This window comes from Paraburkholderia sp. EG286A, assembly GCF_040965375.1.
Lineage (GTDB): Bacteria > Pseudomonadota > Gammaproteobacteria > Burkholderiales > Burkholderiaceae > Paraburkholderia.
This window is the reverse complement of sequence record NZ_JBFRCB010000004.1, coordinates 161614-186340: the sequence shown is the minus strand read 5'-3', so window position 1 is coordinate 186340 and position 24727 is coordinate 161614. Positions and strand designations below refer to the sequence as shown.

Sequence of the window (24727 nt, the reverse complement as noted above, 5' to 3'; positions counted from 1 at the left end):
GATGGCCGAAAAAGTCGCAATCGTAACGGGCGCAAGCCAGGGTATTGGCCGGTCGACGGCCGTGAGGCTGGCGCGTGACTTCGACGCGATCGCCGTGGTGGCGCGCAGCCGCGAGCAGCTCGAAGAGACCGCCGCGCAGGTGAGGGACGCGGGCGCCGAGGCGCTCGTCATCGACATCGATCTCTCGCTTGCCGATGCTGCGCGGCAAGTGGTCGAGCAAACGCTCGCGGCGTACGGACGGATCGACGCCTTGCTCAACATTGCGGGCGCGGTGCCGCAAATCGATCTGTTTGAAATGACCGACGAGCAATGGGAGCGCGGTCTCGCGCTCAAACTGCACGGTGCGCGACGCTTGACGATCGAAGCGTGGCCGGCGCTGAAGGCCAGCTCGGGCGCGGTCGTGCTGATGTCGGGCAATTCGGCCGTGTTCCCGAAGGCGCCTTATGCGGCCGTGGGCACGATCAACGCGGCGATCGTCGCGCTGGCGAAGGCCTTTTCGGATCGCGGCATCGCGGACGGCGTGCAGGTCAACAGCGTGCTGCCCGGCCCCGTGATGACGGGCCGCCGCCAGTCGTATCTGGAGCACTGGGCGCCGCTGCATGACATGAGCGTCGAGGAAGCCACGGCGAAGTTCCCGGCCGAAGCCGGCATTGCGCGCTACGGCATGCCCGGGGAAATCGCCGAACTGATGGCGTTCATCGTCTCGCCGGGCGCGCACTGGATGACCGGCACGACGCTCAGGATGGACGGCGGCGAGGTCAAGTCGATCTGAGCGGCGAGGCGCGCTGGTTCCCGCACTGGCGCGCCTCGCATTACCGGATGGATGTGCGTACAACAGATGACGCAGGCGCTCGCCTGCGTTTGCGCTCGGGCCCTCCGTTTTGCCCACATTGCGCGCACGGGGTATCATCACGACCTCGTCGGTAATACATCAACGCCCCCCAATACGATCCGGACACCTCGCGTGAAGCGCAGGTGAGCATCGGCGCGCGCCTTCGCAGGCCGCCGCGTCCGGTGCAGATCGACATCTCAAGCTTGCAGGAAAGGTCATGAAACGAGATTTGGCGGGGTGGGTGTTGACTACGCGGTCGTCGGGGGACGCCGCTGCAGTCGTGCGGGCGGGGGCATGAGCGCCGCGCTCGACCGCTTGCGCCGCGTGGGCCCGCTTGCCGCGCGTATCGCCGCCGCCATATTCGGCGGCTATGCGCTGGGCGCCCTCGCGAGCGTGGCTGCGCTCGCGCTGCCGATGAGCGCGCCGCAAGGCGTCATCACGGGCATGCTCGCGAGCTTCGTTTTCTACGTAGGCGCCGTGATCTGGGTTTTTCTCGCGCGCAGTGCACGGCGCGCGTGGGCCGGTCTGTTGCTCGTGGCGCTGCCGCTCGCGCTGGCGGCATGGTGGGCTTCGTCGCCGGTTGCGCACGCAACGTCTGCCGCAGCGGTTGCAGCGGCGACGGGAGGCGCGCACCAATGAAACACCCGGAAAAACAACCGCAAGCGCGCGGCGTGCGCCAGAGCATGTCCGATCTCCATACGTGGGCCGGCCTGCTCGTCGGCTGGATTCTCTACGCGATGTTCCTGACTGGCACGGTCAGCTACTTCAAGGAGGAGATCTCGCAATGGATGCGGCCCGAACTCGCACATCAGCAGGTCCCGCCCGACCCCGCCGCCGTCGCGCAGCGCGTGAGCGGCACGCTCGCAACGCTCGCGGCGGGCAGCCCGCAGTGGAGCATGCAGCTGCCGACCGCGCGCAGCAATATCGCCAGCGCGTTCTGGCGCATGCCGGCGACGGCGTCAGGCCAGCGCGCCTTCGGCGAAGCGACCTTCGATCCCGCCACGGGCGCAAAGGTCAGCGCGCGCGACACACTGGGCGGCGAGTTCTTCTATCGCTTCCATTTCCAGTTCTATTACCTGCCGGTGATGTGGGGACGCTGGCTGGCGGGCCTGTGCGCGATGTTCATGCTGGTGGCGATCGTGAGCGGCGTGATCACGCACAAGAAGATCTTCGTCGACTTCTTCACGTTCCGCTGGGGCAAGGGCCAGCGTTCCTGGCTCGACGCCCATAACGCGCTTTCGGTATTCGGCCTGCCGTTTCACCTCATGATCACGTACACGGGCCTCGTCACGTTGATGACGATGTACATGCCCTGGGGCGCGCAAACCGCACTGAAGACGCCTGCGCAGCGCGAAGCGCTGACCGCGCAGATGAGCGCGTATATCCAGCCCGGCAGTCCGCTCGGCGTAAAAGCCCCGCTCGCGCCGGTCGACGCGATGGTGCGCGAAGCACAGGCGCGCTGGGGACGCGACAACGTGTTGCGCGTGACGGTGACGAACCCCGGCGACGCTAGCGCGCGCGTGGCGGTTGCGCGGGGCGAGGCGGCGCGCGTGTCGATGAGCCCGCAGTACCTGCTGTTCGATGGCGTGAGCGGCAAATTGCTCGACGTGAAGGATAGCGTCGGCGGCGCGGCAGAAACACGCGGTGTGCTGTACGCGCTGCATATGGGGCGCTTCAGCGACCTGCAGTTGCGCTGGCTGTATTTCATCGTGAGTCTCGCGGGCACGGCGATGGTCGGTACCGGCCTCGTGATGTGGACCGTGAAGCGCCGCCAGAAGCTGCCCGATCCCGAGCGGCCGTACTTCGGCTTTCGCCTCGTGGAGCGCCTGAATATCGCGAGCATCGCCGGCCTTTCCATCGCGATGACAGGCTATTTGTGGGCCAACCGCCTGCTGCCGGTTGCGCTGACGCATCGGGCCGAAGCCGAAATCAACGCGTTCTTCGCGATCTGGGCGGCTACGCTGCTTTACGCGCTCGCGCGCCCCGCGAAACGCGCGTGGATCGAGTTGCTGTGGTTCGCGTCTGCGTTGCTGGCGTTGTTGCCCGTGCTCAATGCGTTGACGACCCAGCGCCCGCTCTGGCGCAGCCTCGCGAATGGCGACTGGGTCTATGCCGGCTTCGATCTGATGATGTGGGCGCTCGCCGCGCTGCACGCCGCGCTCGCGATGCGCGCGGCGCGCCACCGGCCGCGTGCGAAGGCGGCGGGCAAGCGCCGCGAGAGTGCGCTTGCGGCGCAGGAGGACGCATGATGCCGCTTTTCGCTTTGGTGTTGTGCGTGCCCGCCTTTGCATGCCTCGCGACGGCCATGGAGCGTCATCAGGAGGCGCTGTTCGGCGCGCGGTTGCCCGCCGTGCTTTCCCGCGTTCTGCGCGGTGCCGGATGGTGCGCGTTGCTTGTTGCACTGTGGCTTGCGGTGGCGGCGAAGGGCTGGGCGCTCGGGCTCGTCTGGTATAGCGGCTGCACGAGTCTCGCAGCAGGCATCGTGTATGGACTCCTGATCGTTTATGCGCAGCGAACATCGGCGCGGTGACGGAAGGGCGTCGCGGTATTTGCAAACATGCCGGTTTCAATGCCTTATTTAAGCTGCGGTTACAGAACGCCGTCCTTCATTCACGTTGCATTGGGTGTCTTGCGCCGACAACGGCACCAATTTCACGCGGGGGTCGTTCCGGAGCAAGCGACTAATATAGGAATACCGATTACCCGGTGCGTGAAGGAGTTGCAAACATGAAAAAGCTTGCGCTTATGTTGCTTCCTGTTCCGCTCACCATGCTGGCGCCGGTCGCTCAAGCGCAAAGCAGCGTTACCCTGTACGGCGTGATCGACGAAGCCTTTCAGTTCGTCCACAACGCCGACGCTCAGGGCAACAACCTGTATCGGATGCAAGGCGGCAATCTGCAGGGGTCCCGCTGGGGCTTGAAGGGAACGGAGGATCTGGGCGGCGGCCTGAAGGCGATCTTCCAGCTGGAAAGCGGATTCGATATCAATAGCGGCAAGATGGGCAGCTACAACGGCAATACCTTGCTATTTGGCCGTCAAGCCTTCGTTGGATTGACGCACCAGCAGTATGGAACGCTGACACTGGGTCGCCAGTACGACCCGGTCGTCGACATGGTCCAGCCGCTTACCGCAGACAATTACTGGGGCAGCACCTTCACGACGCCGGGCGACGTCGACAACAACGACAACAGCTCTCGTACGAACAATGCGATCAAGTATCTCTCGCCGCAATTCGCGGGCTTCCAGATCGAAGGCATGTATGCGTTTGGCGGCGTGGCGGGCGCGACCGGTTCGCAGCAGACCTGGTCGGCGGCCGCGAGCTATGTGACTGGCCCGTTCAGCATCGCGGCGGGCTACGTCCGTATGACTAACGCCAACTCCACGATTCCTCGCACCGGCTGGACCAGCACTTCGGACGGCACCTTCGACGGCGGTTTCCAGAACCTCGCTTACGAAACCGCCAAATGGGTCGGCATTGGCTCCGTCGCGCTGCAATACGTGGCCGGACCGTGGACGTTCGGCGGCCGGTATAGCAATGCGCAGTACAAGGCCGATGCGCAATCGCTTTTCCCATCCAACCAGCGCTACAACGTCGCTGGCGGTTTCGTGAACTATGCGCTCACGCCGGCGTCGCTCATCGGTGTCGGCTATACGTGGACGCACAGCGCAGGCGACACCTCGGCGACCTATAACCAGGTCTCGCTGGGCGGCGACTACAACCTCTCCAAGCGGACCGACGTGTACCTGGTCGGCGCGTGGCAGCACGCCAACGGCACGCAGCGCGTACCGACCGCAACGGGTTCCATTCTGACCACCGCGGTCGCTTCCGTGGCGGACTACGGGCTGAACGGCAGTTCGAGTTCGCAAATCATGGTGAGCCTCGGCATTCGCCACAAGTTCTGATTCCCCGCCGTCTCTCTTCTACGCCCGCCACACCGCATGGCCGTACCGGCCGTGCGCTGGCGGGCGCTTCATGGCGCCTGTCAGCCGCTGTGGCTGGCGGTAGGACCATGGTCTGATTGTCTTCGCCGTGCCGCTCCCACATCATTGAATGGACCACTGCGCCGGTCGCACGGCGCGGTGCTTGCCCGCATTCGGGCGTCGTGCCGTCGGCACGACTGTCGCTTCCCAACCTCCCGCCGATAGCAGCAGGCGTAATCGGCGCGCTCTCGCACGCGCTCAAGGAGTTGATATGGATACCTATATAAATCGTCGGACCGGCGCCCTGTGCGCCGCCGTGCTGCTTGCGATGAGTGCCGCGCAGGCAACGCCTATCGCCTATCCGGCGAAAGGGCAGAGTGCGCAGCAACAGCATGCGGACGAATCGGCGTGCTACTCGTGGGCGAAGAGCAACACGGGTATCGACCCGAAGCAGGTTGCGTCGACGCCACCGCCGCCTTCGGGCCCGGCCGTGGGCGGCGGCCAGCGTGTCCAGGGCGCGGCGCGCGGCGCGGCGGGCGGCGCGGTGATCGGCGCGATCACCGGCGACGCGGGCAAGGGCGCTGCAGTGGGCGCGGCGGCCGGCACGATGGTGGGCGGCTCGCGTGCGCGGCAGGAACGGCGTGCCCAGCAGGCCAACGCCCAGCAACAGCAGCAGGGCGCAATCGACACGTTCAACCGCGCCTTTGCCGCGTGCATGCAAGGGCGCGGCTACACGGTCCAGTAGCGGCCGCGATGCTTGCTGTGGCTCGCGGCGGCGTAAGACCAAGGTCCGATTTGTCCTGTGCGCCGCGTCTGCGACTATGTAACTGAACGATGAGCAACGATGTGCGAGCAACGTCTCATTTCCGCGTGACGTTCGATCCGCATGCGTGAGTGCCGTATCCGGGCTGTCTAAACTCAATGGAGGACAACAATGAAGCGACGGATTTTTGTGCTTACGGCGGCGGCCGCGGCTGGGCTGGCTGCAGCGGGTTGCAGCACGACCACGAGCAGTGGGACGAGCGGCGCGACCGACGCGGCGAAACGCCAGGAGATCGATGCGGCCGTGGACGGCACGATGTCCCGGCTGTTCTCGACGGTCCCGGGCTCGCAGGAACTCGTGTCCAAGTCGCAAGGCGTACTGGTGTTTCCATCGGTCGGCAAGGCAGCGTTCATTATCGGCGGGTCGTATGGCCAGGGTGCGTTGCGCGTAGGCGGATCGACGGTCGGTTACTACAGCACGGCGGCCGCTTCGTTCGGCTTGCAGGCAGGGGTGCAGTCCACCGCCGTGATCTTCCTCTTCATGACGCAGGAGTCGCTCGACAAATTCCGCAACTCGAAGGGCTGGTCGGTTGGCGGCGACGTTGCCGTTACGCTCGTCAAGGTCGGTGCGAACGGGCAGATCGACACGAGAACCGCAACGGCGCCGGTCCAGGCGATCGTGATGACCAATACGGGCATCATGGCCGATGCGTCGGTCGCCGGCACCAAGGTGACGAAGCTCGATTTGTAACAGGAGGTCGCGATGCCGTACCTCAAATGGATTGTTTCCGCAGTCATCGTAGCCGCGGCGCAGCTTGCCGCGGCCCAGGGCCAGACGACGGCCAACGTGACGCACGAGCCGGGCAAGGCGACCGTCACCGGCATGCACAAGGTGACGGCGACCATCACGAAGATCGACACCGACACCCGCACCGTCACGCTCAAGCGTCACGACGGCAAGCTGGTCGAAGCCGAGCTGGGACCGGAAGTCAGAAACTTCGACCAACTAAAGGTCGGCGATGTCGTGACGATGACCTATAAGGAATCGCTCACGCTGAGCCTGAAGAAGGGCGGCGGCGGCGAGACCTCGGTGCAGGAAACGCCGCAGGTCGAGCGGGCGGCTGCCGGCGAGAAGCCCGGCGGCATGGTCGGGCGTGAGGTGAAGGTCACGGCGAATGTCGTGGCGGTCGACACCAAAACGAAAACGGTCACCCTGATGGGACCCGAAGGGGGGACGATGGACCTGCGGGTCGAGGATCCGCAACAGCTTGCAAACGTGCAGGTCGGCGATCAGGTCGAGGCAGTGTATACGGAAGCGTTCGCCGTATCCGTCAAGCCTGCACAACACAAGTAGTCGCGCATGGGGCAGCCGCTTGCGCTCAGGATGCCGGTCGGCGCGCACGGCGGCGCCGCTCTGGCTGTCCTCACCGGTAACCGAACGCTAAGTCAAATGAACAACGTGACACGATCCGTGGCCGTCGTCGACGACGAGGAGTCGGTCGGGCGAGCGATCCAGCGCCTGTTGAAATCGGTCGGCATCGACTCCGACGTGTACACCAGCGGCGAGGCCTTTCTCGACGCGCTGGCGGCCGCGGCGCCCCACGCGCCGGCGTGCGTGGTTCTCGATATCCAGATGCCCGGCATCAACGGTATCGAGGTACAGCGCCGGCTGGGCGGCACCGGCATCCAGTGCATCGTGATCACGGCGCACGACGATGCGCGCGTGCGCGAGCAGGCACAGGCGGCCGGCGCGGTTGCGTACCTGCGCAAGCCGTTCGACGACTCCGCGCTCATCGGCGCGGTCCATGCAGTGCTTGGCGTGCTGCCACCGGGCTGACGCCCCCGCATGCCGAATCGGTACAGCGACGATGAATCGACCACGCCACGACCGGATTCCGGGAGGCCCCGCAATGAAGCGCGCCGAGCTTCTTGTCTGCCACGACTGCGATCTCATGCAGCGCGGCGCGCCTTGCCCGCCGGGGGGCACGCTGCGCTGCCTGCGCTGTAACGCCGAACTCGAAAGGAATCTACCGGAAAGCCTCGGCCGTGCGCTCGCGTTCGCGTTGGGCGCGCTCGTGCTGTTCGTCATTTCCAACCTGTATCCGATCGTCGGGCTCTCGGTGAACGGCAATCTCGTGCGCACGACGCTGTGGCATGCGGTCGAGATTCTCTATCTCGACGGCATGTGGCCCATCGCGGCGCTGGTGTTCGCCACGACGATCTTCATGCCGGGCATGCAGGTCGTGTGTCTGCTCGCCCTCCTCGTGCCGCTCGCGATGAATCGCGCGCCGTGGCAGGCGCCGCTCCTGTTTCGTGCGATGTACATCGCACGGCCCTGGGGCATGACCGAGGTGCTGATACTCGGCCTGCTGGTCGCGCTCGTGAAGCTGTCCCATATCGCCACGGTCGTGACGGGCGTTGCGTTGTGGTCGTTCGGCGCGTTGATGCTGGTGCTCGCGGGCGCGAGCGCGGCGTTCGACGCGCGCCAGTTCTGGTCGCGTGTGGCGCGGGCGACGCAGCCGGCCAGCGCGGTCAGGGTGCCCGACGCGCCCGGCGTGACGACGAACTTCGCGTCTGGCGAGGCGGCCGGAACGCGCGGGGAGCACGCCGCAGGCCCGCTCACGGGCGCCGCGTGCGGCATCGCGCGCTGCCATGCATGCGGGATGCTCGCGCGCATGCCAGCGGCGGCGCATGCGGCGACGTGCCCGCGCTGCGGCAGCGCGCTGCATATGCGCAAGGTCGCGAGCCTCTCGCGCACCTGGGCGCTGCTGGTCGCGGCGATGGTGCTGTACGTCCCGGCGAACGTACTGCCCGTCATGGACACGAGTTCGCTGTTCGGCACGCAGAAGGACACGATCATGAGCGGCGTGGTGTATCTGTGGGTGTCGGGTTCCTGGCCGCTTGCGCTGCTCGTGTTCATTGCCAGCATCGCCGTGCCCATGCTGAAGATTCTCGGGCTTTCGTATCTGACGTGGACCACGCAGCGCCGCTGGACATGGCTGCCCGAGCAGCGCACGCGCATCTACCGGCTGATCGAACTGGTCGGCCGCTGGTCGATGCTCGACATCTACGTGATCACGATGCTCGTCGCGCTGGTGCAGTTCAACGCGCTCGCCACGATCAAGGCGGGCCCCGCGGCGATCGCTTTCGGCGCCGTCGTGATCCTCACGATGTTCGCCGCGAACATGTTCGACCCGCGTCTCATCTGGGACGCGATGGAGCGCGAAAATGGCAGCGCCCGGTAACGACAATTCCTTGCCGGACCTGCCCGAGGCGAAGCCGGTGCGCGGCTCGCGCTGGCGCATGCAGATCGTCTGGCTCGTGCCGATCGTCGCGGTGCTGATTGGCGGCTGGCTCGCCGCCAAGGCGATCATCGAGGAAGGGCCGACCATCACGATCAGCTTCAAGACCGGCGACGGCCTCGAGGCCGGCAAAACGAAGATCAAGTACAAGGATGTCGACATCGGCGTGGTGAAGGCGGTCACGCTCTCGCCCGATCACAAGCGTGTGATCGCGACGGGCGAGCTGGTGAAAGATGCGGCGAGCATGCTCGTCGACAACACGCGCTTCTGGGTCGTGCGTCCGCGCATTTCGGGCGGCACGGTGTCGGGCCTGGGCACGCTGCTCTCCGGCTCGTTTGTCGGCATGGATGAAGGCAACTCCAGCAAGGCGCGCCACGACTTCGTGGGGCTCGAAGTGCCGCCCGTGATTCCGAGCGATATTCCGGGGCGCGAATTCGTGCTGCACAGCGTGAACATGGGCTCGCTCGATGTCGGCTCGCCGGTGTTCTTCCGCCGTCTCCAGGTCGGGCAGATCGCTTCGTATGAAATGGACCCGAACGGCAAGGGCGTGACGCTGCGTGTGTTCGTGAACGCACCCTACGACAGGTTCGTGCGCAGCGATACACGCTTCTGGCACGCGAGCGGGCTCGACGTCTCGCTCAGCCCGGATGGCGTGCAGATCAACACGCAGTCGGTGGTGTCGATGCTGATTGGCGGCGTGGCGTTCGAAATGCCCGACGACGCCAGCAGCGAATCGCCCGAGGCCGACGCCGAATCGAAGTTCGAGCTTTACGCCACGCACGCCGACTCGATGAAGGTGCATGACCGCATAGTCGACACCTACGTCGTGACGTTCTACGACTCGGTGCGCGGGCTGACCGTCGGCGCGCCCGTCGATTTCCGCGGCGTCGTGATCGGCGAGGTCACACGCATCTACACGCGCTTCGACCCGGTCAAGAAACAGTTCAGCATTCCTGTCGAAATCAACCTGTATCCGGAGCGCTTTACGTCGCGCTTCGAGAACGGCCAGCCGGCCGGGCGCCTCACTGCGCAGCCGCGCCAGCTTGCCGAGTTCCTCGTTGCCAGCGGCTTCCGGTTCCAGCTGCGCTCGGGTAATCCGCTCACGGGACAGCTCTACGTCGCGTTCGACGTCTTCCCGGACGCGCCGAAGGCGAAGATCGACTGGGCGAGAACGCCGCCCGAGATGCCGACGGTGCCGCGCACGTTGCAGTCGCTGCAGGATTCGCTCACGCGGCTGCTCGCGAAGCTCAACGGCATTCCGTTCGAGGCGATCGGCGCGAGTGCGCAGCGCACGCTGCAAAGCGCGAACGACGTGGTGGCGAAGCTCGGTACCGATGTCGTGCCGCAGGCGCACGACACGCTCTCGGCGGCAAAATCCACGCTCAACTCGGCCACCGACGCCTTGCAGCCCGATTCGCAGCTCCAGCAGAACACGAGCGACGCCATGCGTGAACTGGCCCGCACCGCCGCGTCCGTGCGCATGCTCACGGATTATCTCGAGCGCCATCCCGAGGCCGTGGTGCAAGGCAAACCTGGAGGCAAGCAGTGAACCGCCGCAACCCGACCCTGCCTGCCGTTTTCGCCGCTGCGATAGCGTGGCTCGCCGGCTGCTCTTCGCCGTCGCCCACGTTCTATGCGCTGCGCGCCGACGAATCGGGCGCCGCAACGGCCAGCACGTCGCCCGCCGTGCCGACGAGCGCCGCTGCACTCGATGTCATCGTCGGCCCCGTGACCGTGCCCGATATGGTGGATCGCCCGCAAATCGTCACGCGCAATCCGGACAACACGATCCAGATGAACGAGTTCGCGCGCTGGGCCACGCCGCTCAAACTGGACGTCGGGCGCGTCGTTGCCGCGGACCTTGCGCAGCGGCTCGGTACGGCGCACGTCTCGACGTTCGATGGCGCGGCCACGCCGCCGGTCTGGCGCGTTCGCGTCGATATCACGCGCATCGACAGCGTACTGGGAGATTCGGTGACGATCGATGCGCAATGGGTCGTGCGCCCGCCGGGTCACCAGGCGCTGACGCTCGGGCACACGGTGGCGCACGAGCAGGTGACGGGCCAGGACTACGGCGCGCTCGTCGACGCGCACGATCGCGCGCTCGCCACCATCAGCGCCGACATTGCGGCCGCGATTCGCGCGGACCACGCAACCGTTGGCAGCGCGACGGAGTGAGCGCGCCACGCGGGATCTCATGAAGACGTTGCGTTGTGCGTTTTTCGCACTGACCGCGGCGCTGGCGCTGGCCGGCCACGATGCGTCGGGCAGCGTGCCGCGCAACGAGGACACGCCAGCGGGACTCTTCGCGGTGCTCGATTACGTGGTCGCGCCCGCCGAGCCGACGTCCGCGCAGAGCGCGGTCGCGTTGCGCGAGGCCGGCGTGGAGCAGGAGACGATCAAGGCGCGCATCGTCGAAGCCTGGTTCTACCGGCTGCGTGCGGACCCGGCCGTAGCGGTTGCGGTGCCCGGCGGCGTGGCGGGCCTCGAGGCGCGGCTGCGCGACGACGCGGCGCGCGAGCGCCTGATCCGCGGCGGCATTGCGCGCCTGACGCCGCAGGACCGGCTCGCGTACTTCACACTGCTCGCGAAATACATGGGCCGCGCGGCGCGCGGCAATTGCCAGGGCATGGCGAGCGTGCAGGACATTGGCCAGAGCATTTCGATCGGCAGCATGAGCGATGCCGACACGGCCGAATATTTCTCGTTGCTTTATCGCGTGGTGGTCCGTTCCGTGCTCGCCGCGCCGGTCACGCTGCCCGCGCCCGTGGCGTACGAGCGGGCGCTGCGGCATCTGGACGACGCGGTCAACGCCGCGCTTGCTGGCGATCCGCAGTCCGTGGCGCGGCTCGAGCGCGTCACGAACGGCGGGCCGGACGCCACGATGGCCGATATCTGCTGGGCGAGCGCGGTGCTCATGCGCTCGACGGCGGCCATGAGCGCTCCCGACCGCGATGCGCTACTGCTCTACATGCTCGGCGAAGACGCACCGGCGCGAACGCCTGCCCCCCAACCCGCCCACGCGCCCTGACACGCAGTGGCGCTGTGGCGGTGTTGCGTGTCACGGCGAAGCCTTCGACCAGCCCGGACCCGGATCGAAAGACGTCATCGCTTCGGCTTTCGCCGCGCCTTCCGGGCCGAGATCGCGTTCGTAGACCTGGCCGTCGTGGCTCACCATGAATGTCTTGATACCCGTGTCGCCGTACCGCACCGGCCACGCAACGACGCCGAAGCCGCCGAACAGCTTGTTGTCGACCATGTAGTTATACGCGCCGCCGGGCGCGTGCGGACCCTGCGAGGTCAGCAGCTTGTAGTGGTAGCCGTAGTAACCGGCGTTTTCGGCGTTGCGCGCGCCGGCCTTGAGGAATGCGACGCCTAGCGGGCTCGGCGTGGCGTCGGGGCCGGTCGGCCAGTACAGCCCGTCCTGCTTGCCCGGCGTACTCGCGAGCTTGCTGGCGTAGACCAGCATGTTGCTGCCGTCGTGATAGGTTTGCGCATATTCGCGCTGCGCGTCGTAGACCGCGAGCATCGTCTGCATCACGGCAAGTTCGTTGCGGCCGATGCGGCGCACGCGCATTTCCTCGACTCCGGCGTGCGTGTCGAAGTGCCAGCCCTGGGCGGTTTTGACGAGCGGGACCGGAAAGGTCCAGCCGTCGTCGCCAACGGCGATCATCGCGTGATTTGCATCGGTATCCTGAATGGCGTGCGAGGTCTGCCATTCACTCAGGAATTTGTCGCGGATCTCCGCACCGACCGGCGGGATGAGCTGGCGGAAATCGGCGCCAAAGAGCGTGCGCAGTTCCGCTTCGTCGTTGCCGGCCACGGCGTCCCCGAACGCGGCCATCGCCGCGTCGGGCGTAGCGAAGGTGTTTTGTCCGGCGGCCGCGCAAGGCCGCGGCGCGTACGCGAGGAGTGCAATGGCAATCGCCGCTGCGACTGCAGCCGATGCAGCCGGACGGAGAAACTCATGTCTGTTCATGGCCGTTCTCCCTAGCGTCTGCCGCCGCCACGACCGCCGCCGCCGCCGCGCATCCCGCCGCCGCCGCTCGGACGATTGAACCCTGAAGATTGCATGCTGGAGCGGCCGCGACTCGCGTCGCGCTGGGTGGCACCGCCGCCGCCCACACCCTGGAAGGCGCCATCGCGGCCGCCACCGCCGCCGTAGCTCCCGCCACCGCCGCCGCCATACCCGCCGCCTGCCCCGGTACTCACGCGATTGCTCCCGCCGGCATTGTTAGCCATGCCGCCGCGATTGCCTGCGGCACCGTTATTACCGATGTTCCCGCGATTGCCGCCCGCTCCGTTGTCGGCGATGTTCCCACGATTGCCGCCGGCGCCGTTATCGCCGAGATTCCCGCGGTTACCTCCGGCGCCGCTATTGCCAGGATTCCCGCGATTGCCACCCGCTCCGTTGTCGGCGATGTTCGCGCGGTTGCCCACACTCGCGTTATTGCCCGGGCCCCCGCGATTGCCGAGATTGCCCTGATTCCCGCGGTTGCCATTGCCCAGGCCCTGGCCGCCTGCACCGCCGCCCGTGCGGTTGCCGCGATCGGCCACGCTGGCGCCGTTCTGGCCGTTGCGGCCGCGATAGTCGCGGCGGCCGTCGGCGCCCGCCACGTTGTTGCCGAATTTCTCGCGCGTGGCATTGTCACGGTAGGCAACGCCCTGGCGGTGGCTCGAATCGTGCTGCCACTTGCCTCCCTGGACCTTCGTGCTGTCGAAGTTGCGATTGACGTTGCGCGCCTTGTCCACGTTGATGTTGACGTCGCCGCCGCCCCAGTTGCAGTTGCCGAAGATCGCACCGGCGGCGGCGAGCCCGACGCCCCACGCGAAGCCGGTCATCAGCGCGCCGCCGGGATAGTAGGCGGGATAGGGCGGCCAGGCGTACGGCGGGTAGGCCGGGTAGCTCCACGCGCCGTACACGACCGTGGGGTTGTACGCGGGCACGTAGATCACCTCGGGGTTGGCAGGCTCGATCTTCACGATGGTCTGGCTGGTCTGGCCGCCTTGCGCCGGCGGCTGTTCGACCACGACCTTCTGCTGCTCGTTGCTCTTCAGGTTGCCCGAGTCCTGCGCGCGTGCACGCAGGCGCTGTACCGCGGCGAGCACATCCTTTTCCTGGGCGAGGAAGGCGTCACCGAGCTTCTGGGTCCAGTCGAGCTTGTCGTTCATCGGCTCGAGCGCCTGCGGGAACGCGACGAGCGATTTCACGCTCGTGTCCCACGGCTGGTCCTGCACGGCTTTCACGGCTTCGTCGCCCTTCAGCTTCGGGTGCTCCTTGACCCAGCGCGCCGCGTGCACGATCTCGAGCGGGTAGGTCGATGCCATCAGGACTTGCGCGAGCACCGAATCGGGATAGAGCGCAATGGGCGCGACCAGCGCCTCGAGCTCCTCGGGTTTATAGGGGGCGGGCTGCGGCGCGTCTTGCGCGCGCACCGCCTGAGCGCCTGCCACGAGCAACGCGAGCACGAGCAGGCAGAGCGTGTACGTGCGTTGTTTGATCCATGAGGTCATGGCCGATCCTTCCATTCGTTTGCTCAACCGGACTGCGGGACGGATAGCGACAACGTGAAGGGGCGAGCGCGTGCGCGCGCATTCTTGTTCGAGTGTGGCGAGGCGGAGAGCCCCACGGGTATAGTCCGGTAAGGCACTCTGTGCTGGCAATCGGACCAGAGTCCTATTGACACCGCAATGGCGGCGCAATGATGCTATTCACTCGTCGAGGGTGGCAGCGCCGGTACCTGGAGATCCCAAATGAAAATGCGTTTTGCTGCGCTGTGTGCGGTGGTGCTCCTGCTGTGTGCGCCCGCCTTCATGTCTGAAGTATTTGCGCAAGCGGGAACGATGGGTACGAAGCAGATGCGGGACGTGCAGCGGAAAGCAGAGCACAAGGCCCGCTCGAACCAGTCCCAGCAACACGGTCAGCAAAATTCGACGCAGCATCATGCGGCGAGTGCAGCCGCCCCGGCCTCGGCGCCTTGATCGACAACGGCGCCCAACGAGCCGTCACGCGCTCGAGCTGTGACGGATCCTGCACGGCCATTTAGCGCATTCATTTCCAGATCGAAATAATGGCTACGGCTATTTCATAAAAAACAGAATAGATAATTCAAGCAACAACCAGCATGGTTCGCTATTCATATTGAATAGAAGTGATTGCGCGAGCCATTTACAGAAATCAAATAAAACGTTCGCAAATATTTCCGGCTAATAGTCAGTGTATATAGGCCGGTGAAAGCGCATTCAAGGCATGGAGCGCTTGAAAGGCGTTGTATGCGGAAAAAGTTATCGAAAACAATTGCGCACGGAACGAATCATCGGCAATTTCTTTCATATAATAAACGCGCGGTGAAAGCGTAAGTGACGCGGTTCCGCAATCATGATCCCATCCGTTCTTTTCTTCAATGACTGACTCATTCTCCGCAACTGCCGGAGCATTCTTCGAAAATCAAAAGTAGGCGGTAGTCAGTATTGGGGCGCAGCCTGCCCCGCGAATGGCCGGAATTCTGGTGCTCGTCAAATCCGCCCCGCCTGGGCGCTGAAGCGTTTGAAACGTTTCGCAGGCTGCCGCAGCAGGGCAGCGTAGCCGGAGGACACCGTGATCAGGGCAGACATGGGGAACGAAAAACTAAAACTGAACAGATCGAGAGCCGAGCACGCAGCGGCCAGCCTGCTGGCGTGGCTCGACAGGATCAAGCCGCGCACGCTTCCGAACGGGAAGGCTTTGGCCGCTCGCAACACCGGCCACGCAACGGCGCAGGCCACGCAGGCCATTGCGCAAAGCCTGCACAGCGTTCTCGAAGTCGTGCCCGCGGCGGCGCTCGTGATCGACGAAGCGGGCAGCGTCGCATGGGCCAATGGCATGGCCACCCGCGTGCTCGGCTACGCCCTGGGCGAGTTGACCGGCATGCGCATCGAAAACGTGCTCGTGGCCTGGCGTAGAGACGCGCGCCCCGTATCGTTCGGCGCACTGAAGTCCGCGGACGGACTGCCGCATAGCGTGACGCGCGTGGCCATCGCGCGCTCGAAGAACGGCGCCGATATCGACGTGCATGTGAGCGCTTCGGCGTCGCTCGCGGCCGGTCCCACGGCGCGCATGGTGGTCGTCATCGAACCGGAAAGTCACGACACGACGCTCGCGGTGTCCAGCAGCGAGCCACGCCGGCTGCGTCGGGAACGGGCGTCCGAAGTGGGCGACATGGCTGCCGCGCTGGCGCACGAAGTCGACCAGCCGCTCACGGCCATTCTCAGCAACGCGCAGGCGGCGCAGCGGTTTCTCGCCCAGAGCCCGCCGGCCATGAGCGACCTGCGGGAACTGCTTGGCGAGGTCGTATCCGACAGCACGCGGGCGCACGCGATCATCCGCAAGATGCGCCAGTCCGCGCGCTGCGAGCCGCCCGAACTGTGCCCGGTCGATGTCGGCAGCCTCGTGCGCGACGTGGTGCGCCTGCTGCGCCGCGAGACGGAGACCTGTGGCGCGGCAGTGGGCGCGCGCATCGACGACGGCCTGCCGCAAGTGCATGGCGATGCGGTTCAACTGCAGCAGGTGCTCGTCAATCTGCTGCTGAATGCGCTCGATGCGGTGCATGACTGCCGCGCGGAAGACCGCCGGGTGTGCATCGTCGTCACGGCGAGCGAGGATCGCGGCAAGGTGCGCCTCGCCATCCGCGATCATGGGCCGGGTGTCGACGCCGACCGGCTCGTCACGCTGTTCAAGCCGTTCATGACGTCCAAGCCGCAAGGGCTGGGTCTGGGCCTCTCCATCAGCCGCACCATCGTGATGGCGCACGGCGGCCAGCTCTGGGCCGAGCGCAACGTCGATAGCGGCCTGACGTTCCATATCGAACTTCCCGCGGAGGGCGCGTGCGTGCAGACGACTACGCGTTTTTCACCATGAATTCGCCAGCTTCCATCGTGTTCGTCGTGGACGACGACGAGCACGTTCGCAACGCACTCTGCCGCTTGCTGCGATCCGGCGGCTACACGGCGGAGGCCTACGGCAGCGCCAGCGCCTTCCTGCGCGGCGCGGACCTGGCGAGCGCGCCTGCCTGCCTGCTGCTCGATCTCCAGTTGCCCGACTTGAGCGGCATTGAATTGCAGCAGCAGCTCGAGGGCAGGGTGCCGATCGTCTTCGTTTCGGGCCACGGCGACATGAATACGGCGGTGCGGGCGATGAAGGCGGGCGCGTCGGATTTCCTGACGAAGCCGATCGACGCGCAGGTGCTGTTCGAAGCCACGTCGCGCGCGCTCGAACTCGCCTGCCATCTGTTCGAACAGCGCGAGCAGCGCGCGGAGATCCAGCGCCGGGTGGAAAAGCTCACGCCGCGCGAGCGCGAGGTCATGGCGCTCGTGGTGACGGGCCGGCCGAACAAGCTCGTGGCCGACGAGCTGGGCGCGGCGGAGAAAACGATCAAGATTCACCGGGCGCGCGTCATGGAGAAGATGAAGGCGAACTCGCTTGCCGATCTGGTGCGGCTCATGACCACGTTCGATGCCGACGCGCCCGAGCTGCACCCGCTTCCGCATACGGGCTGAGGGACCAGGGGACCAGCGCGCAGGGCACGCGCGCCGTCGTCCCGTCACTTCAAATGGCTATTGCGCCAGTCGCGCGGCGTCATGCCGAAGCGTGCGCTGAACCAGTTCGTGAACGAGCCCTGCTGGGCGTAGCCGAGCAGGTCGGACACACGTCCGATGGGATAGCGCGGGTTGCTCATGTAGCGCACGGCAAGTTCGCCACGCACTTCCTCCACGAGCCGCGTGAAGCTCGTATCGGCGACCCCGAGCTGGCGCTGCATGGTGCGCACGCTCAGCCGCAGATGCGCGGCCACGCCTTCGACGCTGGCCTGCTCGAGCGGCAGCAGCAGGTAGATCGCCTTGCGCACTTCGAGCGCCGTGGAATCGACGCCCGTCGCGTTGAGCGATTCGGCGAGGCTTTCCGCGTAGCGCACCAGTTCCGGGTCGGCGGCGGGGTTCGGGTAGTCGAGGTCGGCGGCCGTGCAGACGATGCCGTTGAAGTCGCTGCCGAATTCCAGCGGACAGCCGAAAAAACGCCGGTGAAACGTGAGGCTGGGCGGCGACCGGTGAACGAAGTGCACCGCGCGCGGTTTCCAGTGCTCGCCCAGCAGCGCGCTGGAGTGGCGCGCGAGCACGCCCACGGCGAGTTCGATGGCCTGGTAGGTCGGCGTGCCCGGATCGACGACCAGTTCCTCGCGGATCGTGACGGTTGCGCCCGCGTCTTCGACGTACACCGCGAGCGCTTCGTTGAGCAGGTGCCGGTATTCGGCCGTGGCGAGCAGCACCTCGCGCAGCGTGCGCTTGTGCGCGAGCAGAATGTTGACCACGCCGGTGCCGAACTTGTGGCGCGTCTCGGCCATTTGCAGCGCGAAGGTCGGGCACGCCGCCTTTTCCGCCGAACGCTCGAGCAACCGGCACGCGGCGGCGGCGGGAATGCGGTGATCGGGGTTCGCGAGCGCTGCGGCGTCCACGCCCGTCTCGTGGGCAAGCTCGACCGGGTTCAGTCCCACGCGCTTTGCCACGTCGAAATAGCCGCTCAGCGAGACCGAGCTCAGCGTCGTTTCCATTGTCGTGTCTCCTCTTTGCTGCAGCCTCGTTGCGCTTCTTCAGCCCGCCAAACATGGGCTTGCGCTTATCTCGGTGTTAACGCCTGGTGGCGCGAAAAGCTAAAACGATGGCGTGCGATCAGAAAAGTGTAGCGCAGGATTGCCGTATCGTGCATCTCAACGGATCAGCCACGTTCCGAGCGGTATTTCAGGCTCCTGGCCATGTTGCCAAACGTTGAAATCCCGTCACCCATATTGGAGAACACGATGCAATTCCTCGACGATTCGCTGCACCCCGAGAACCAGGACAAGGTTGTGATTACCACCGCGCCGTATGGCCCGGAATGGATGCCCGAAGACTTCCCGGAAGACATTCCGGTGACGATGGAAGAACAGATCCAGAAGGCCGTGGACTGCTACAACGCGGGCGCAACGGTGCTGCACCTGCACGTGCGCGAACTCGACGGCAAGGGCTCCAAGCGCCTGTCGAAGTTCAACGAGCTGATCGCAGGCGTGCGCGCTGCGGTGCCGGACATGATCATCCAGGTGGGCGGCTCGATCTCGTTCGCGCCGGAAGACGATGGCCAGGCCGCCAAGTGGCTTTCGGACGACACGCGCCACATGCTGGCCGACCTCGAACCGAAGCCGGACCAGGTGACCGTGGCGATCAACACCACGCAGATGAACATCATGGAGCTGCTCTATCCGGAATACCTGGAGGGCACGTCGCTGGCGCATCCGGCGCTCATGGCCGCGTACAGCGAAATGACGGTGCCGGCCGGCCCGGCATGGGTGGAGGAGCATCTGCGCCGCCTGCAGGCTTCGGGCATCCAGCCGCACTTCCAGCTGACGGGCATCCACGCGCTCGAAACGCTCGACCGCCTCGTGCGCAAGGGCGCGTACAAGGGGCCGCTGAACCTCACGTGGATCGGCATCGGCGGCGGCTTCGACGGCCCGAACCCGTTCAACTTCTTCAACTTCGTGCACCGTGCGCCCGATGGCTGCACCGTCACCGCCGAGTCGCTGCTCAAGAACGTGCTGCCGTTCAACATGATGGCGATGTCCATGGGCCTGCACCCGCGCTGCGGCATTGAAGATACGATCATCGACCAGCACGGCAAGCGCTTCACGTCGGTGCAGCAGATCGAGCAGTGCGTGCGCGTGGCGCGCGAACTGGGCCGCGAAATTGCCACGGGCAAGGAAGCGCGCGAGATCTACCGCATCGGCGTGCAGTACGAGACGGTCGACGAAACGCTCGCGGCCAACGGCATGGCGCCGAACCGCGTGGCCGGCGTGAAGAACCTGCCGCTGCGCGCGGCGTAATCGAAGTGAGGCCCGGCGCCGCGGGCGCGGGCCTCGAAACGGATGTCTGGCGCTTGCCTTGCGGCCGCCGGCAGACCTGAGAGAACAACGGAACCCGACGAAGAGCGGGCTAGCACGGAGACAACCCATGCTTACAACGCATGCCGAGCCCACCGCGGGCGAATTGACGACGACCAGAACGAGCGTGCCCGCTTATGCGTGGGTGGTGTTCGCCTTGACGGTCGGGCTGCTGCTTTCGGATTACATGTCGCGGCAGGTCCTGAATGCCGTGTTCCCGCTGCTCAAGACCACATGGAATCTTTCTGACACGCAGCTCGGCTCGCTGAGCAGCGTGGTCGCGCTGATGGTGGGCGTGCTCACGTTTCCGCTGTCGGTGCTCGCCGACCGCTGGGGCCGCGTGAAGAGCATCGTCCTGATGGCGGCGCTGTGGAGCATCGCCACGCTTGGCTGCGCGCTCTCGACGAACTACGGCGAAATGCTGCTTGCACGCGCGTTCGTCGGCATCGGCGAAGCGGCTTATGGCAGCGTGGGGATTGCCGTTGTGTTGAGTATTTTCCCGGTGCGTCTGCGCTCCACGATTACGGGCGCGTTCATGGCGGGCGGCGCGTTCGGCTCGGTGCTGGGCATGGCGCTGGGCGGTGCGGTGGCGGCGCAGCTTGGCTGGCGCGCGGCGTTTGGCGCGATGGCGGTCATGGGGATCGTGCTGGTCGTGATCTATCGCATCGTCGTCACGGAAAAGCGCATTGCCCCGCTGCAGCCGGCAAGCGTGAGCCGCGAGGCGAATGGCCTCGGCATGCGCATGAGCCTGCGCGCGCTGCTCAAGGGCCTGTTTTCCACGCGCTCCGTGGTGTGCGCGTATGTGGGCAGCGGCGTGCATCTGCTCGTGCCGGCGGCCGTGTGGAGCTGGCTGCCGAGCTTTCTGAACCGCTACTACGGCATGGCGACCGGCAAAGCGGCCGCGACCGCCGCGCTGTTCGTGCTGGTGACGGGCATTGGCATGGTGGTGTGCGGCAACCTCGCGGACCGCTTCAGCAAGGATAACGGCGCGCGCAAATGGAGCATTGCCATTGCGTACTGCCTGATCTGCTTCGCGCTGCTCGCGGTCGGCTTGCGCATGCCGGCGGGCCCGGCACAGCTGGTACTGATCGGCGCGGCCATGTTCTTCTGCGCTGGCGCAGCGGGCCCCTCGGGCGCGATGGTGGCGAACCTCACGCCGCCCTCGATCCACGCCTCGGCGTTCGCCACGCTCACGCTGGCGAACAACCTGCTCGGCCTCGCGCCCGCCGCGGTGCTCACGGGCATGGCCGCCGACCATATCGGCCTGCTTGGCGCGCTGCAGCTCGTACCGTTTGCGCCGCTCGTGGCGGCAGTGGTTTTCCTGATCGGCAAGCGCAATTACGCCGTCGATCTGGATCGTGTGAACGCACTGCGCGAAGAAGCCGGTGGTCACGCACAACGATGAAATTGAACAGGCAGTTTGAGTCCGCTTGACCGGGTTCGAGTCAATGCGTTTGAGTAAAGGATAGGAGATTGAACATGGCGAAAGCAGTGCGCTTCCACGAAACCGGCGGTCCCGAAGTCTTGCGCTACGAGAGCGTCGAAGTGGGCGATCCCGGCCCCGGACAGGTCCGCCTGCGCCATGAGGCAGTCGGCCTGAATTTCGCGGATACCTACTTCCGCTCCGGCCTGTACCCCGTGCCGCTGCCTGCCGGCATGGGCGTGGAAGCCGCGGGCGTGGTCGAGGCCGTGGGCCCCGAAGTGAGCAACGTGGCGGTGGGCGACCGCGTGACCTACACCGGCTTCATCAACACGCTCGGCGCGTACAGCACCGAACGCCTGATTCCGGCGGCCCCGCTCATCAAGCTGCCCGACGCGATCGCGTGCGAAACGGCGGCCGGCATGACCATGCGAGGCCTCACCTCGTCGTACCTCATGCGCCGCATCCACGACTTCAAGGCCGGCGACACGATCCTGTTGCATGCAGCGGCAGGCGGTGTCGGTCTGATCGTCTCGCAGTGGGCGAAGCTGCTGGGCCTCACGGTGATCGGCACGGTGTCGAGCGAGGCGAAGGGCGAAGTGGCGCGCGCGCATGGCTGCGATCACATCGTGTACTACGGCCGCGAAGATGTCGCGAAGCGCGTGCGCGAACTGACCAACGGCGTGGGCGTGAACGTGGTGTTCGACAGCGTGGGCAAGGACACCTTCGAGGCGTCGCTCGACTCGCTCAAGCGCCGCGGCCTGATGGTTTGCGTCGGCACGGCTTCGGGTCCGATTCCGCCGTTCAATCCGCAGATCCTCGCGATGAAGGGCTCGCTCTATCTCACGCGCCCGGCGCTGGCGGACTACATCGCCGACCCCGCGGAGAAGAACGAGCTGGCCGGCGAGCTGTTCGGGCATGTTGCGGCGGGCCGCATCAAGATCGAACTGAACCAGCGTTACGCGCTGGAAGACGCGGTGCAGGCGCATCGCGACCTCGAAGCACGCAAGACGACGGGGTCGTCGGTCTTCGTCATCTGAGGAGCGCAGCATGAAAGTCGAACAACTGACCTATGCCATCGGCGCGGAACTGACCGGCGTGAATCTCGCCGATGCCGTTCACGACGACGGGCTCTTCGCCGAGATTCGCGCGGCGCTGCTCAAGCACCGCGTCCTGTTCCTGCGCGACCAGAACATCACGCGCACCGAACACGTGGCGTTCGCGCGCCGCTTCGGCGAGCTGGAGGATCATCCGGTGGCGGGCAGCGACCCTGAGCATCCGGGCCTCGTGCGCATCTACAAGAACCCGGAGCAGCCCAACGACCGCTACGAAAACGCGTGGCACGCGGACGCTACCTGGCGCGAGGCGCCGCAGTTCGGCGCGGTGCTGCGCTGCGTGGAGTGCCCGCCCGTGGGCGGCGACACGATGTGGGCGAACATGGTGCTCGCCTACGAGAAGCTGCCGGAACACGTCAAGGCGCAGATTGCCGGCCTGTATGCGCGCCACAGCATCGAGGCGAGCTTCGGCGCGGCCATGCCGATCGAGAAGCGCCATGCCTTGAAGGCGCAGTTTCCCGATGCGGAACACCCGGTGGTGCGCACGCATCCGGAGACCGGAGAGAAAGTGCTGTTCGTGAGCGCATTCACGACGCACTTCACGAACTATCACACGCCCGAGCGCGTGCGCTTCGGGCAGGACGCCAATCCGGGCGCGGGCGACCTGCTGCGCTATCTCGTGAGCCAGGCCTATATTCCGGAGTACCAGGTACGCTGGCGCTGGAAGCCGAACAGCATCGCGATCTGGGACAACCGCAGCACCCAGCACTATGCGGTGATGGACTACCCGCCGTGCCACCGCAAGATGGAACGCGCCGGCATCGTCGGCGACAGGCCGTACTGAAGCGCGCAGGAGACCTTTACAAATGACGCTGAAGACCACACCGACCATCCTGATGGTCCCGGGGTTGCGCGACCACGTGGCGGAGCACTGGCAAACGCTGCTGCAGCAAAAGCTGCCCAACGCCGCTTCGGTGCCGCCGCTCGAGCACGACAAGCTCAGCTGCGCGGCGCGCGTGGCCGCGCTCGACGCGGCGCTCGCGAAGATCGACGGCCCCGTCATTCTCGTCGCGCACAGCGCGGGCGTGATGATCACCGTGCATTGGGCGCAGCAGCACAGCCGCAAGATTCACGGCGCGCTGCTCGCCGCGCCGGCCGACCTCGAAACGCCGCTGCCACCGGGCTACCCGGCATTCGATGCATTGGCCGAGCACGGCTGGAACCCGATTCCGCGCAAGCCGCTGCCATTCCCGAGCATCGTGGGCGCAAGCCGCAACGACCCGCTCGCGAGCTTCGAGCGCGTGGAAGCCATGGCGAAGGACTGGGGCAGCAGCCTCGTCGACCTGGGCGAAGTCGGTCACCTGAACCCCGCAGCGGGTTTTGGCGAATGGCCCATGGCGGAGATGTTGATTCATGAACTTGTCTGATCAAAAGTGGGCGGCGCAGGCGAGTCGCGACGCGGGCGAGCCGCCCGTGCTGACGATCGAAGCCTTCTTCGACTTCATCTGCCCGTGGTGCCTGATCGGCAAGCGCAATCTGGACGAAGCGGTCGCGCGTTTCGCGAATTCGCGGCCCGATGTGCGCGTGCGGGTGCAGTGGCGCTCGCACCAGCTGCTGCCGTGGACGCCGCTCGAAGGCATGCCGTATCAGACGTTCTATCGCGACCGCCTGGGCAGCGCCGAAGCGGTGGCTGCGCGGCGCGCACAGGTGCAGCGCGCGGGGCGTGACGCGGGTGTCGAGTTCGCGTTCGATCGCATCGAAGTGCTGCCGAACACCGCCGCCGCACACGACCTCGTCACGTTTGCCGCGAGCCGCGGCACGCGCGAACAGAGCGCGGCGCTGATCGACCGCGTGCTCAAGGCCTACTTCATGGAAGGCCAGAACATCGGCGATTACGCGGTGCTCGAGCGTCTCGGTCTCGAGTGCGGCCTCGAGCGCGAGAGCCTGGCGGCGCACATGGCCGCGTCGGAGCGCCTCGCGGACCCGACCGGTCAGCGCGTGCCCTACGCCGACCCGCAGGTGAACGGCGTGCCGTATTTCGTGTTCAACACGGGTTATTCGCTCTCGGGCGTGTATTCGCCGGTGGCGATGGCGGGCACGATGGCGCTGGCGGTCGAACACTGAAGCGAGCTGAAGGAAGGCGAGGGGAACGGGAATGACACGTGAAGTACCGGTCGGCATGGCCGACGAACTTGCGCCGGGCGAGCGCAAGCTGGTTTTCGTCGATGGCCGCAGCATCGTCCTGTTCAACATCGAAGGACAGCTGCACGCGATCGACAATTCGTGCCCCCACAACGGCGCCTCGCTCGCGAGCGGCCCGCTCGAAGGATGCGTGGTGCGCTGCCCGGCGCATGGACTGCGCTTCGACGTGCGCAGCGGCTGTATGCCGGGCGCGGGCGGGCTGAAGCTCACGACATTTCCGGTGCGTACCGTGGAAGGAAAGCTGCTGGTGAGCGTGCTGGAAACGCCGGCTTCGAGCCAGGCATAGCCGCGCG

26 protein-coding genes are annotated in these 24727 nt (G+C 66.0%); 23 read left to right on the top strand and 3 right to left on the bottom strand.

Translation table 11 applies throughout. The features are described 5' to 3' along the window. Position 1 precedes the first annotated feature (1 nt). The 13 genes from AB4Y35_RS19710 to AB4Y35_RS19650 all read left to right on the top strand — a co-directional run bounded on the left by AB4Y35_RS19710 (position 2) and on the right by AB4Y35_RS19650 (position 11848). The gene (locus AB4Y35_RS19710; RefSeq protein ID WP_368705562.1) at positions 2 to 772 is read left to right on the top strand and encodes an SDR family oxidoreductase; all 771 of its coding nucleotides are present in this window, start codon (positions 2 to 4) and stop codon (positions 770 to 772) included. Between the two features lie 354 nt (positions 773 to 1126). Beyond that, positions 1127 to 1471, top strand: coding sequence for a DUF3649 domain-containing protein (locus AB4Y35_RS19705; protein ID WP_368705561.1), 345 nt, complete (start codon positions 1127 to 1129; stop codon positions 1469 to 1471). Then, a complete protein-coding gene (locus AB4Y35_RS19700) occupies positions 1468 to 3081 on the top strand; it encodes a PepSY-associated TM helix domain-containing protein (RefSeq protein ID WP_368705560.1) in 1614 nt (537 codons plus the stop codon). Before AB4Y35_RS19705 ends, AB4Y35_RS19700 begins: the two co-directional genes overlap by 4 nt. Beyond that, a complete protein-coding gene (locus AB4Y35_RS19695) occupies positions 3078 to 3362 on the top strand; it encodes a DUF3325 domain-containing protein (RefSeq protein ID WP_368705559.1) in 285 nt (94 codons plus the stop codon). The genes AB4Y35_RS19700 and AB4Y35_RS19695 overlap by 4 nt, the downstream gene beginning before the upstream one ends. Before the next feature lie 197 nt (positions 3363 to 3559). Further along, a complete protein-coding gene (locus tag AB4Y35_RS19690; RefSeq protein WP_368705558.1) occupies positions 3560 to 4735 on the top strand; it encodes a porin in 1176 nt (391 codons plus the stop codon). Between the two features lie 289 nt (positions 4736 to 5024). Beyond that, entirely contained in the window at positions 5025 to 5498 is a 474-nt protein-coding gene (locus AB4Y35_RS19685; RefSeq protein ID WP_342919814.1) for a glycine zipper family protein, read from the top strand. Between the two features lie 189 nt (positions 5499 to 5687). After that, positions 5688 to 6266, top strand: a complete 579-nt coding sequence (locus AB4Y35_RS19680) for a YSC84-related protein (protein ID WP_342919815.1) — start codon at positions 5688 to 5690, stop codon at positions 6264 to 6266. Between the two features lie 12 nt (positions 6267 to 6278). Continuing rightward, positions 6279 to 6869 carry a hypothetical protein gene (locus tag AB4Y35_RS19675; protein WP_368705557.1) on the top strand — a complete coding sequence of 197 codons (591 nt, stop codon included), beginning with the start codon at positions 6279 to 6281 and terminating at the stop codon, positions 6867 to 6869. Between the two features lie 96 nt (positions 6870 to 6965). Continuing rightward, positions 6966 to 7352, top strand: a complete 387-nt coding sequence (locus AB4Y35_RS19670) for a response regulator transcription factor (RefSeq protein ID WP_368706113.1) — start codon at positions 6966 to 6968, stop codon at positions 7350 to 7352. 73 nt (positions 7353 to 7425) lie between these two features. Continuing rightward, positions 7426 to 8760, top strand: coding sequence for a paraquat-inducible protein A (locus tag AB4Y35_RS19665; protein ID WP_368689930.1), 1335 nt, complete (start codon positions 7426 to 7428; stop codon positions 8758 to 8760). Beyond that, the gene (locus tag AB4Y35_RS19660; RefSeq protein ID WP_368705556.1) at positions 8744 to 10366 is read left to right on the top strand and encodes an intermembrane transport protein PqiB; all 1623 of its coding nucleotides are present in this window, start codon (positions 8744 to 8746) and stop codon (positions 10364 to 10366) included. The genes AB4Y35_RS19665 and AB4Y35_RS19660 overlap by 17 nt, the downstream gene beginning before the upstream one ends. Continuing rightward, positions 10363 to 10995, top strand: coding sequence for a membrane integrity-associated transporter subunit PqiC (locus tag AB4Y35_RS19655; protein WP_368705555.1), 633 nt, complete (start codon positions 10363 to 10365; stop codon positions 10993 to 10995). Before AB4Y35_RS19660 ends, AB4Y35_RS19655 begins: the two co-directional genes overlap by 4 nt. A gap of 19 nt (positions 10996 to 11014) precedes the next feature. Further along, a complete protein-coding gene (locus AB4Y35_RS19650; RefSeq protein ID WP_368705554.1) occupies positions 11015 to 11848 on the top strand; it encodes a hypothetical protein in 834 nt (277 codons plus the stop codon). A 30-nt stretch (positions 11849 to 11878) separates the two neighbouring features. Here AB4Y35_RS19650 and AB4Y35_RS19645 read toward each other — a convergent pair whose 3' ends face one another. Further along, positions 11879 to 12796 carry a DUF2950 domain-containing protein gene (locus tag AB4Y35_RS19645; RefSeq protein ID WP_368705553.1) on the bottom strand — a complete coding sequence of 306 codons (918 nt, stop codon included), beginning with the start codon at positions 12794 to 12796 and terminating at the stop codon, positions 11879 to 11881. 11 nt (positions 12797 to 12807) lie between these two features. Beyond that, complete coding sequence (locus AB4Y35_RS19640; protein ID WP_368705552.1) at positions 12808 to 14331, bottom strand: DUF3300 domain-containing protein; 1524 nt, start codon at positions 14329 to 14331, stop codon at positions 12808 to 12810. Positions 14332 to 14571: 240 nt separating this feature from the next. On the opposite strand from AB4Y35_RS19640, the gene AB4Y35_RS19635 reads away from it, so the two are divergent. The 3 genes from AB4Y35_RS19635 to AB4Y35_RS19625 all read left to right on the top strand — a co-directional run bounded on the left by AB4Y35_RS19635 (position 14572) and on the right by AB4Y35_RS19625 (position 17352). Next, a complete protein-coding gene (locus tag AB4Y35_RS19635; RefSeq protein WP_368705551.1) occupies positions 14572 to 14799 on the top strand; it encodes a hypothetical protein in 228 nt (75 codons plus the stop codon). 616 nt (positions 14800 to 15415) lie between these two features. Then, entirely contained in the window at positions 15416 to 16714 is a 1299-nt protein-coding gene (locus AB4Y35_RS19630; protein WP_368705550.1) for a nitrogen regulation protein NR(II), read from the top strand. Beyond that, positions 16711 to 17352, top strand: a complete 642-nt coding sequence (locus AB4Y35_RS19625; RefSeq protein ID WP_368705549.1) for a response regulator transcription factor — start codon at positions 16711 to 16713, stop codon at positions 17350 to 17352. The genes AB4Y35_RS19630 and AB4Y35_RS19625 overlap by 4 nt, the downstream gene beginning before the upstream one ends. A 44-nt stretch (positions 17353 to 17396) precedes the next feature. Here AB4Y35_RS19625 and AB4Y35_RS19620 read toward each other — a convergent pair whose 3' ends face one another. Beyond that, positions 17397 to 18398, bottom strand: a complete 1002-nt coding sequence (locus AB4Y35_RS19620) for an AraC family transcriptional regulator (protein WP_368705548.1) — start codon at positions 18396 to 18398, stop codon at positions 17397 to 17399. A gap of 246 nt (positions 18399 to 18644) precedes the next feature. Between AB4Y35_RS19620 and AB4Y35_RS19615 the strand changes: the two genes are divergently transcribed. From AB4Y35_RS19615 to AB4Y35_RS19585, 7 genes are all read left to right on the top strand, one after another. Then, positions 18645 to 19700: a 3-keto-5-aminohexanoate cleavage protein gene (locus tag AB4Y35_RS19615; protein ID WP_324140444.1), complete on the top strand. Its 1056-nt coding sequence runs from the start codon at positions 18645 to 18647 to the stop codon at positions 19698 to 19700. Between the two features lie 127 nt (positions 19701 to 19827). Next, positions 19828 to 21162, top strand: coding sequence for an MFS transporter (locus AB4Y35_RS19610; RefSeq protein WP_368705547.1), 1335 nt, complete (start codon positions 19828 to 19830; stop codon positions 21160 to 21162). A gap of 74 nt (positions 21163 to 21236) precedes the next feature. Next, a complete protein-coding gene (locus AB4Y35_RS19605; RefSeq protein ID WP_368705546.1) occupies positions 21237 to 22217 on the top strand; it encodes a quinone oxidoreductase in 981 nt (326 codons plus the stop codon). A gap of 10 nt (positions 22218 to 22227) precedes the next feature. Beyond that, positions 22228 to 23076, top strand: a complete 849-nt coding sequence (locus tag AB4Y35_RS19600) for a TauD/TfdA dioxygenase family protein (protein WP_368705545.1) — start codon at positions 22228 to 22230, stop codon at positions 23074 to 23076. A gap of 22 nt (positions 23077 to 23098) precedes the next feature. Then, a complete protein-coding gene (locus tag AB4Y35_RS19595) occupies positions 23099 to 23659 on the top strand; it encodes an RBBP9/YdeN family alpha/beta hydrolase (RefSeq protein WP_368705544.1) in 561 nt (186 codons plus the stop codon). Continuing rightward, positions 23646 to 24356, top strand: a complete 711-nt coding sequence (locus tag AB4Y35_RS19590) for a DsbA family oxidoreductase (protein ID WP_368705543.1) — start codon at positions 23646 to 23648, stop codon at positions 24354 to 24356. The genes AB4Y35_RS19595 and AB4Y35_RS19590 overlap by 14 nt, the downstream gene beginning before the upstream one ends. 31 nt (positions 24357 to 24387) lie before the next feature. Further along, positions 24388 to 24720, top strand: coding sequence for a Rieske (2Fe-2S) protein (locus tag AB4Y35_RS19585; protein WP_368705542.1), 333 nt, complete (start codon positions 24388 to 24390; stop codon positions 24718 to 24720). Positions 24721 to 24727: the final 7 nt, after the last annotated feature.

Bases quoted from the DNA above. Each gene is read 5' to 3' on its own strand.
- AB4Y35_RS19710 (WP_368705562.1), top strand. From the start codon at position 2: ATGGCCGAAAAAGTCGCAATCGTAACGGGCGCAAGCCAGGGTATTGGC.
- AB4Y35_RS19705 (WP_368705561.1), top strand. From the start codon at position 1,127: ATGAGCGCCGCGCTCGACCGCTTGCGCCGCGTGGGCCCGCTTGCCGCG.
- AB4Y35_RS19700 (WP_368705560.1), top strand. From the start codon at position 1,468: ATGAAACACCCGGAAAAACAACCGCAAGCGCGCGGCGTGCGCCAGAGC.
- AB4Y35_RS19695 (WP_368705559.1), top strand. From the start codon at position 3,078: ATGATGCCGCTTTTCGCTTTGGTGTTGTGCGTGCCCGCCTTTGCATGC.
- AB4Y35_RS19690 (WP_368705558.1), top strand. From the start codon at position 3,560: ATGAAAAAGCTTGCGCTTATGTTGCTTCCTGTTCCGCTCACCATGCTG.
- AB4Y35_RS19685 (WP_342919814.1), top strand. From the start codon at position 5,025: ATGGATACCTATATAAATCGTCGGACCGGCGCCCTGTGCGCCGCCGTG.
- AB4Y35_RS19680 (WP_342919815.1), top strand. From the start codon at position 5,688: ATGAAGCGACGGATTTTTGTGCTTACGGCGGCGGCCGCGGCTGGGCTG.
- AB4Y35_RS19675 (WP_368705557.1), top strand. From the start codon at position 6,279: ATGCCGTACCTCAAATGGATTGTTTCCGCAGTCATCGTAGCCGCGGCG.
- AB4Y35_RS19670 (WP_368706113.1), top strand. From the start codon at position 6,966: ATGAACAACGTGACACGATCCGTGGCCGTCGTCGACGACGAGGAGTCG.
- AB4Y35_RS19665 (WP_368689930.1), top strand. From the start codon at position 7,426: ATGAAGCGCGCCGAGCTTCTTGTCTGCCACGACTGCGATCTCATGCAG.
- AB4Y35_RS19660 (WP_368705556.1), top strand. From the start codon at position 8,744: ATGGCAGCGCCCGGTAACGACAATTCCTTGCCGGACCTGCCCGAGGCG.
- AB4Y35_RS19650 (WP_368705554.1), top strand. From the start codon at position 11,015: ATGAAGACGTTGCGTTGTGCGTTTTTCGCACTGACCGCGGCGCTGGCG.
- AB4Y35_RS19645 (WP_368705553.1), bottom strand. From the start codon at position 12,796: ATGAACAGACATGAGTTTCTCCGTCCGGCTGCATCGGCTGCAGTCGCA.
- AB4Y35_RS19640 (WP_368705552.1), bottom strand. From the start codon at position 14,331: ATGACCTCATGGATCAAACAACGCACGTACACGCTCTGCCTGCTCGTG.
- AB4Y35_RS19635 (WP_368705551.1), top strand. From the start codon at position 14,572: ATGAAAATGCGTTTTGCTGCGCTGTGTGCGGTGGTGCTCCTGCTGTGT.
- AB4Y35_RS19625 (WP_368705549.1), top strand. From the start codon at position 16,711: ATGAATTCGCCAGCTTCCATCGTGTTCGTCGTGGACGACGACGAGCAC.
- AB4Y35_RS19620 (WP_368705548.1), bottom strand. From the start codon at position 18,398: ATGGAAACGACGCTGAGCTCGGTCTCGCTGAGCGGCTATTTCGACGTG.
- AB4Y35_RS19615 (WP_324140444.1), top strand. From the start codon at position 18,645: ATGCAATTCCTCGACGATTCGCTGCACCCCGAGAACCAGGACAAGGTT.
- AB4Y35_RS19610 (WP_368705547.1), top strand. From the start codon at position 19,828: ATGCTTACAACGCATGCCGAGCCCACCGCGGGCGAATTGACGACGACC.
- AB4Y35_RS19605 (WP_368705546.1), top strand. From the start codon at position 21,237: ATGGCGAAAGCAGTGCGCTTCCACGAAACCGGCGGTCCCGAAGTCTTG.
- AB4Y35_RS19600 (WP_368705545.1), top strand. From the start codon at position 22,228: ATGAAAGTCGAACAACTGACCTATGCCATCGGCGCGGAACTGACCGGC.
- AB4Y35_RS19595 (WP_368705544.1), top strand. From the start codon at position 23,099: ATGACGCTGAAGACCACACCGACCATCCTGATGGTCCCGGGGTTGCGC.
- AB4Y35_RS19590 (WP_368705543.1), top strand. From the start codon at position 23,646: ATGAACTTGTCTGATCAAAAGTGGGCGGCGCAGGCGAGTCGCGACGCG.
- AB4Y35_RS19585 (WP_368705542.1), top strand. From the start codon at position 24,388: ATGACACGTGAAGTACCGGTCGGCATGGCCGACGAACTTGCGCCGGGC.